Origin of the sequence: Chryseobacterium polytrichastri (assembly GCF_900142445.1) — a bacterium.
GTDB classification, from domain to species: Bacteria; Bacteroidota; Bacteroidia; order Flavobacteriales; family Weeksellaceae; genus Chryseobacterium; species Chryseobacterium polytrichastri.
On record NZ_FRAV01000032.1, the window covers coordinates 52,305 to 60,162 of the forward strand.

7 protein-coding genes and 1 tRNA gene are annotated in these 7,858 nt (G+C 32.2%); 7 read left to right on the forward strand and 1 reads right to left on the reverse strand.

Features of this window, described 5'->3' with window-relative positions; all coding sequences use genetic code 11:
• Nucleotides 1-102 precede the first annotated feature (102 nt).
• Nucleotides 103-975, forward strand: coding sequence for an AraC family transcriptional regulator (locus BUB80_RS17505; protein ID WP_073295596.1), 873 nt, complete (start codon nucleotides 103-105; stop codon nucleotides 973-975).
• Nucleotides 976-1,404: 429 nt separating this feature from the next.
• Nucleotides 1,405-2,205, forward strand: a complete 801-nt coding sequence (locus BUB80_RS17510; RefSeq protein ID WP_073295599.1) for a Cof-type HAD-IIB family hydrolase — start codon at nucleotides 1,405-1,407, stop codon at nucleotides 2,203-2,205.
• 278 nt (nucleotides 2,206-2,483) lie between these two features.
• Here BUB80_RS17510 and BUB80_RS17515 read toward each other — a convergent pair whose 3' ends face one another.
• Nucleotides 2,484-3,347, reverse strand: coding sequence for an NAD(P)-dependent oxidoreductase (locus tag BUB80_RS17515; RefSeq protein ID WP_073295601.1), 864 nt, complete (start codon nucleotides 3,345-3,347; stop codon nucleotides 2,484-2,486).
• Nucleotides 3,348-3,893: 546 nt separating this feature from the next.
• Here BUB80_RS17515 and BUB80_RS17520 point away from each other — a divergent pair.
• The 5 genes from BUB80_RS17520 (at nucleotide 3,894) to BUB80_RS17540 (ending at nucleotide 7,628) form a co-directional block, all read left to right on the forward strand.
• A complete protein-coding gene (locus BUB80_RS17520) occupies nucleotides 3,894-5,405 on the forward strand; it encodes an acyl-CoA dehydrogenase family protein (RefSeq protein ID WP_073295604.1) in 1,512 nt (503 codons plus the stop codon).
• Nucleotides 5,406-5,946: 541 nt separating this feature from the next.
• Nucleotides 5,947-6,708 (forward strand): DEAD/DEAH box helicase, encoded by a 762-nt coding sequence (locus BUB80_RS17525; protein WP_083547233.1) that lies wholly within the window; start codon nucleotides 5,947-5,949, stop codon nucleotides 6,706-6,708.
• Nucleotides 6,709-6,723: 15 nt separating this feature from the next.
• Nucleotides 6,724-7,152, forward strand: coding sequence for a cold-shock protein (locus BUB80_RS17530; protein ID WP_054510985.1), 429 nt, complete (start codon nucleotides 6,724-6,726; stop codon nucleotides 7,150-7,152).
• A 28-nt stretch (nucleotides 7,153-7,180) separates the two neighbouring features.
• Nucleotides 7,181-7,375: a cold-shock protein gene (locus BUB80_RS17535; protein WP_073295607.1), complete on the forward strand. Its 195-nt coding sequence runs from the start codon at nucleotides 7,181-7,183 to the stop codon at nucleotides 7,373-7,375.
• Between the two features lie 168 nt (nucleotides 7,376-7,543).
• Nucleotides 7,544-7,628: transfer RNA gene (locus BUB80_RS17540), tRNA-Ser, on the forward strand.
• Nucleotides 7,629-7,858: the final 230 nt, after the last annotated feature.

A 7,858-nucleotide genomic window follows, 5' to 3' on the forward strand; every position in this document is an offset into this window, starting at 1 on the left:
CTTAATCTATAATACAATTTTCATATTTATGTTCTATATTAACCTTATGATTCTTTTATTTAATATTAATTGTTAATTTTGTACAGAAGTTAATTGTTTAAAATGAAACATTCACATCCTGCCTTTGAGGCTGTAAAGCCCAATATTGGAAGTAGTTTTACAAGTCTGAAGTTTTTTCAAAATGAAAATATCAAATCTCATGTATGGCATTATCATCCTGAGGTTGAATTAATTTTTGTTTGCGGAGGTTCAGGGAAAAGGCAGATCGGGAGTAATATTTCCTATTTTTCGGATGGAGATCTCGTCTTGATGGGAAGCAATTTGCCGCATTGTGGGATGACGAATGAAAATACCAATAATGAGTACGAAATGGTCATTCAGTTTAAGCCTGATTTTCTTGGGGAACCTATTTGGGAATTGCCTGAAATGCATAGAATTGCCCATTTACTGGAAAGGTCAAAAGCCGGAATTGTATTTGCTGAGAATGTAAAGAAAACCATTGGGAAAAAGATTGGAGAAATGCACGAATCTTCTTCTTTGGAAAGGCTTGTGAAGTTTTTAGAAATATTAGATGCATTGGCTTCTACGCAGGATTATAGAATTTTGAATGCCGGAAAATATTACTTACAAACGCAGGTTGAAGATAACGACAGGATCAATCTTATTTTCAATTATGTGAAAGATCATTTTAAGGAACAGATTACATTGGACGAAATTTCTGAATTGGCAAATATGAAAGTCCCGTCTTTCTGCCGTTATTTTAAAAAAATTACCAATAAAACCTTTACGCAGTTTGTTAATGAATATCGGATTACCCATTCATTAAAGTTGCTTGCTGAAAAACCAATGAGCATTACTGAGGTTTGTTTTGAGTCGGGTTTTAATAACTTTAGTTATTTTAATAAAACATTTAAAGAATATATTCAGAAAAGCCCGTCACAATATAGAAAAGAGTTTAATTATTTTATGGAATAGATTTTGGCTAGAGAATTACAAATTAGCAAAAGTTTTATTAGAGATGTAAAATCAAAAATCTATTGTAAAGCGATACAAATTTTATTGTAGATAAAATCTTTCCACCTTAAAATGTTAACTAATTGATAATTGCGCCTTTGAGAACCTCCAACAATTTATGTTTTACGGGATATTAAAATATTTTTTTAAGAGCTCATTCTCTATTATTTGTTAGATATTCGCGAAGGCGCAAAGGTTTAAATCTTTATACTGTTGCTAAGGCGCAAGAAAATCAAAGATTTTCAGCAAATGCTTTGCTTATACAACCTCTCTAATACCACTTATGTAATTGAAACTTTATCTTAAAAAAAGATTAAAAGCACTTAGAAATTAAAAATTTAAAAATGAATTCAGTAGTTTTATACCTGAAATCTGCGGATAGATAGCATTATGAAAGATATTAAATTAATTGTGACCGATATGGACGGAACTTTTCTGAACTCTTCACACGAAGTAAGCCCGGAATTTCCTGAAATTTATGAAGAACTGAAAAAAAGAAATATTTTATTCGTTCCTGCAAGTGGAAGACAGATGTTGGGAATTACCAAATATTTTGGAGACATCGAGAACGAAATGGCTTTTATTGCAGAAAATGGAGGCTATATGATCTACAAAAACCAAGAACTCTTTGCAGATAAGCTAGGACCGGAATATGTAGCTGAAATTATCCAAACGATACGTAATATTCCTGGTGCTACTGCTATATTGTCAGGTAAGAAAAAAGCATATTACGAAACAGATAATCAGGGTTTTATAGATTATATTTCTCAGTTTTATACTGGGAATGAAAGGGTAGAAGATCTAACGCAGGCATTGGACGACAGTATTTTTAAAATTGCCGTTTACCATCCTGAAGGTTCTGAAGAGCATTTATATCCTTTTTTAAAGCAATTTGAAAAGTATAATCTTGAAGTTGTAGTATCAGGCCAATATTGGTTGGATATTATGAATAAAAATATCAACAAGGGAAATGCTTTGGAACAACTTCAGAAAGTATTGAATATTACTCCTGAGCAAACAATGGTTTTTGGAGATTATATGAATGACATTGAGATGCTTAAGAAAGCCCATTATTCGTATGCAATGAAAAATGCGCATCCTTCTGTAAAAGCAGTGGCCAGTTTTGAAGCGTGTTCTAATGATAATTTTGGCGTTTTAAAAACAATAAAAGGATATTTGAATGCAGAGTAAATTGATTTTAAATTAAAAATAAAGAAAAAAACAGGATATGACAATCCTGTTTTTTCTTGAATGATAGTATATTTTTTAGAGCCTGTTTTTGAATTTTTTACCATTAAGATTCTCTTAAGATTTTTAGAATAGTAAGTTTGGGTTTTGCTTTAAGACGATTCGCTTAAGAAAATCAGTAGATTTTTTTCTTAATTATCCTTAACAACTAAAATTCTGCTTAATGGTTTAAAATTTTATACATTATTGATAGAATAAAATTTAAAGAGCATCTGAATAAATTATCCTAATTTATTGAAGTTTTGTAACGTTTCTATCACCCCTTTTGGGGTTTTATTTTCAAAGATATTTGATTGGTAAACTCTTTCAAATGTTTCGGCGGTTCCTGAAGCGATAACGTTGGGTAGATTTTCACTTTCCAGCATTTCAGTAAGTCCTTTCATCTCATCAATTCTTCTGAAAATATGTTGCGGATAAGTAGGCGTAGTTTTAATAAGATCCTGATACGTTCCGGGAAGGAAGTCCTGAAGGCTTTCATTCAATTCATCTAAGATTCCAAAATGAGCGGCAGCTGTCATGGTTTCAAAAAATAAGGCATTGATTCCTTTATTTACCATCGAAAAAAGGAGTTTATAAGCTGATGCAGCTTCTGTTTTTTCACCGGCATCTTTTATTTTAAAAACTTTTCCAAAAAGATCTGAGAAAAGATTTCTATGAATTCCGCTAATCACTAAAACTCCATTTTCAGGAATATCTTTGGAAGCTCCCATTACCGCACCATTCACAAATTGGATATTGATGGATAAAAGCAACTCTTCAATAGATGAAGCCATTGCAGGTGTATTGGAATTTAAATCAACATATAGCGGACGATTTGAGGTGTTTTTTAAGCACGAAACAATATTTTCAGTAAGTTTCAGACTTCCTTCCGGACTTGTAAGAGAAAGGATTACATCAGCCTGTTCAACCGTATGTTGTAATGAGCCTGTATTTTCAATTCCTGCATCCTGAATATTTTTAAGCGTTTTATGAGATCTTCCCTCTCCGGCAGTAATTACCTTAAAATTATTTTTTATAAGCGTTTTTGCTATTTGGGTTCCCATGTCTCCCGGGGAAAGTAGGGCAATCACTGGCTGAGTCTGCATTCTGGATATTTTTTTATGTGTTTGAAATTATTGAGAACAACAAATTTCCTCAATTTTTTTTACTTTTTAAAACGTTTTGTTTCGATGGTATTGATTGCTGAAACCGATTAATGAAAATGAAGAATGCATGTAAATCTAAAATTGTTCTGTCAAAGACTATGGAAATTTGGATGTTTTAGAGCGTTTTATAACTTTTTCTTTTTAATAATATATAGTGTAGCTTAATTTTATTAGTCTACCTTTAGCGCCGAAATAATGTTTTAATAAGCAACACCATTTCCTTATCATATTTATTCATATTTATAGCTTATTATAATTATTTTTATATTCCCCTGTTTTTGGGGAATTTTTATACATTCTATTCTCCAAATTTTTAACGAAAAATTTATTTACTATTTCAAATAAGCTATTTATTTAGTCGTATCTTAGGACCGTATTTAAATAAGTGGAGCTGCTGATTTTGATTATTAAGTTTTTGTTGCCATTCGCTTCGCTTTATTATATCGTTGTATAGATGGCATACAGCATTAAATTTTAATTCTCATTATGAATGGATCCGCATTTGATTTATCTGAAACATCGTACTCCGAGTTTCTTAACCATTTTACAACTTCACTTCACAATCTTTTCCAAAAAGAAGATATTGATAAGCTGAGCCTTTCCAGAGGCCTGCCTCCTCATGTTTGGAAAGAGATTATGAATCTGAAGCCTTTGTCTGTTGCCATACCTAAAGAATTTGGTGGGAGAGGAGTAAAGGTAAAGGAATGTTTGGGTATTCTATCGGCTGCTTCTTATGAATCTCTTCCGTTATCCTTAACTTTTGGAATTAATATTGCCCTTTTTCTTGAGCCGGTAGCTAAATATGGAAATGATTTGGTGAAAGCAGATATATTTAAGAATTTTCTTGATTATGGTGCCATGGGAGGTTTAATGATCACTGAGCCGGAATATGGAAGTGATGCTTTAAATATGAAAACCCAGAATGTATTAAAAGAAAATGAATACCATATAGAAGGAACAAAACATTGGCAAGGATTAACAGGATTGGCTAATTACTGGCTGATTACTTCAAGAAATGCAAGTGCTGACGGGAAACTGTCTAGAGATGTAGATTTCTTTATTGCCAATACCCACCGTCCTGAGCAGAATATTGAGGTTTTAGAATATTACGACAATCCAGGATTATATATGATTCCTTACGGATTAAATAAAATTGATATCAAAGTTCCGGAATACAATAAGTTAATCCCCGAAACTACAGGTCTTAAAATGATGCTCGATACGCTTCACCGAAGCCGACTACAATTTCCGGGAATGGGAATGGGTTTCCTGAAAAGAATGATGGATGAAGCTACCAAACACTGTCAGGAAAGAATAGTAGGTGCTTCTAATTTATATGCTTTAGATCAGGTTCAATATCAATTAACAAGAATGCAGGCGTTTTTCACGCTTTGTTCTGCAATGTGTGCGAAAAGCTGTAAAATAAGCGGAATTGATCATGATGTATCTGGAAGTGGAGTTCATGCGAATAGTATGAAAGCATTGGTGACTGATATGATGCAGGAATCTTCGCAAACACTGGTTCAACTTTCGGGTGGTAAGGGATACAGAATTTCTCATATCGGAGGACGTGGTATTATGGATAGCCGCCCTTTCCAGATCTTTGAAGGTTCCAATGAGATGCTTTATACACAAATTTCGGAAGGAATTTTAAAAGATATGAAAAAGAAAAAACTGGAAAATCTTGCAGAATATCTTTCAATCAATGAATTAACAAGTAATTCGGCTAAATTATATTCTAAAGAGTTGGATTTCAATATCAATACTTCACTTTCTCAAAGAAAAATGATTGACTTAGGAAAAGTATTGGCGAGAGTTGTTACGGTGAATGATTTATTAGAGTTAAATAATTCAGGATTTAGTCAGAGCCTTACAGATAATGCTGTAGAAGTTGTGAGACAGGATATTGTAACACTTTTGAGTTCAATGAATCATCATCAAAATATAAATAGAGTAGAAGAAAATAATGATCATAGTGATTGGATGAAGTTTTCTTAAAAACGTCAGAAAACTGAAAGAAAAGAAATGTAGTTTAATATATTTTTGATAATCAATTAATTAAAATAAGGGCTATTCGGTTTATTTGTTGTATATTTGTACAATAATTAATAATTAGGCTTTTGCCTTTGCTTTCTGTTACAGATTAGAACTAACAATTTTCTTCTTTCAGTTTTTGCTCTTTCAGCCGCCGGTTTTTATCAATTAATTCTTTTATGAATGAACTTGTATATTGGCAAACTGAATTTTCAAACTACCGAAAACAATTAGGAAACCTTCCTTTTAAAGCTTTATCCTTGTTAAAAATTATTACCCAACAAATTCGTTGATTTAACAATTGCGTATTTGTGAATGTGTCTGATGAAAAAGGCATAGAATGATATTGCAGGATTCAATATTGATGACCGCAAAAAATAGATGAATAACATATGAAGAGTAGACAATTCTCTTTTAATTATTCTCGAGAAAAGATGATAACTTTGAATTTCTGATAAAAAATTTGATATTATATAACGTCGGGAGATCCGGCAAAACCCCATGAATGAATTTTAAAAATTTAAATTTAATAAATCCGATAATTCGTGCTGTTACAGAAAAAGGATATTCGCAGCCTACAGAAATACAAAGTAGTGCTATTCCGAATATTCTGAAGGGGAAAGATATCATGGGCTGTTCACCAACGGGAACGGGGAAAACTGCAGCTTTTGCAATGCCTGTTCTTCAGTTATTAAAAAAAAGAGCTCCGGAACATAAAGAAATCCGAACTTTGATATTAACACCGACTCGCGAGTTGGTAACGGAAATTGAAGAAAATCTTAAAGTATATAGCAAATATCTTCCATTATCTCAACTTTCTATTTATGAAGGTGTTTCTTTGGGAGGGCAGTTAGCAGCTTTAAGAAAAACAGTAGATGTTCTCGTTGCAACTCCAGGTAGATTATTAGAGTTAACGAGTCAAAGACATATTGATCTTTCCAAAATTGAAATTTTAATTTTGGATGATACTGACAAGATGCTTGAAATGGGTTTTGTAAATGATGTGAAAAAAGTAATTAAACTGATTTCGCAAAAAAGACAAACATTATTATTTTCAGCAACAATATCAGAAAGTATCCGAACTTTCGGAGATACAATACTAAATAATCCTGTAGAGATTATAGTATCCGAAAAAGTAGGTGTGAAGGGAAAAACAAATTCATTTGAAGAAAATGAACGGCTGGATTTAAGTATCCAAAAGCAGACAGGTTTTACATTGCCCGTGGTAACTAAGCAAGGTAAGCAAACATTTCAGTACAGTAATTAAAATATTAAATAATTTATGGCAGATTCTTTCTCTAAAAAGGAAAATTTCAAGAAAAAAATTCAAAAACAAAAAGAAAAAGCATTAAGACGCGAAGACCGTAAAACTAATAATAATAAAGGTAAGGGTCTTGACGATATGCTAACTTATGTAGATGCATACGGTAGATTAACTACCACTCCTCCTGAAGACAGATTGGAGATCAATCCTGAAGATATTCAGTTGGGTGCAGCTCCTATTCCTGTAGAAGAGTTAAGAAAATCAGGTATTGTTACTTTTTTCAGTGAAAAAGGTTACGGATTTATTACCGAAGACAATAGTAAAGAGAATGTATTTTTCCACAGTAACAACTGTATACATCAAGTAAAAAAAGGAAATAAAGTTTCATTTGAGAAAGAGAGATCTCCAAAAGGATTCTCTGCTATCAACATAGAACTTGTAAAATAATAAAACAACAATTTTTAATACAAATACAATGCAACAAGGCACAGTAAAATTTTTTAACGAAACAAAAGGTTTCGGATTTATCTCTCCAGCAGACGGAGGACAAGACATTTTTGTACATTCTTCAGGATTAAAGTCAAGAACAATTCGTGAGAATGACAAAGTGACTTTTGATGTACAAAAAGGTGAAAAAGGACTAAATGCAGTAAATGTAACTTTAGCTTAATTTTCAATTAATATATCGATACAAGTAGAGCCCCTTTTTGGGGCTTTACTATTTTTATATTTTCAGCTGGTGAAAATATTTTTTAATTTTATTTGATAAATATTTTGTCAGAATCAAAAAAGTTTCTATCTTTGCACCACTGAAAACAACGATACAATCGGAGTTTAAGGAGAGATGGCAGAGTGGTCGATTGCGATAGTCTTGAAAACTATTGACTGTAACAGGTCCGGGGGTTCGAATCCCTCTCTCTCCGCAAGTTGAGAAACAAATAAAATCAAAAGTCTTTAAATACTAGTGTTTAAAGACTTTTTTGTTGTTTTGATGTTTTAAAAGATATCAAACAAAATCAAATTGAAGGTGAGTAATTCGGTGAGTACTTAAAAGTCTTGGATCAGTTCCAAAACTTGGGGACTACGCAAAAAGTTTAGATAATCTAAAAAGGAAAAACGATTTATCTCGCACGCCTCTAAGTTGTAATCTGAA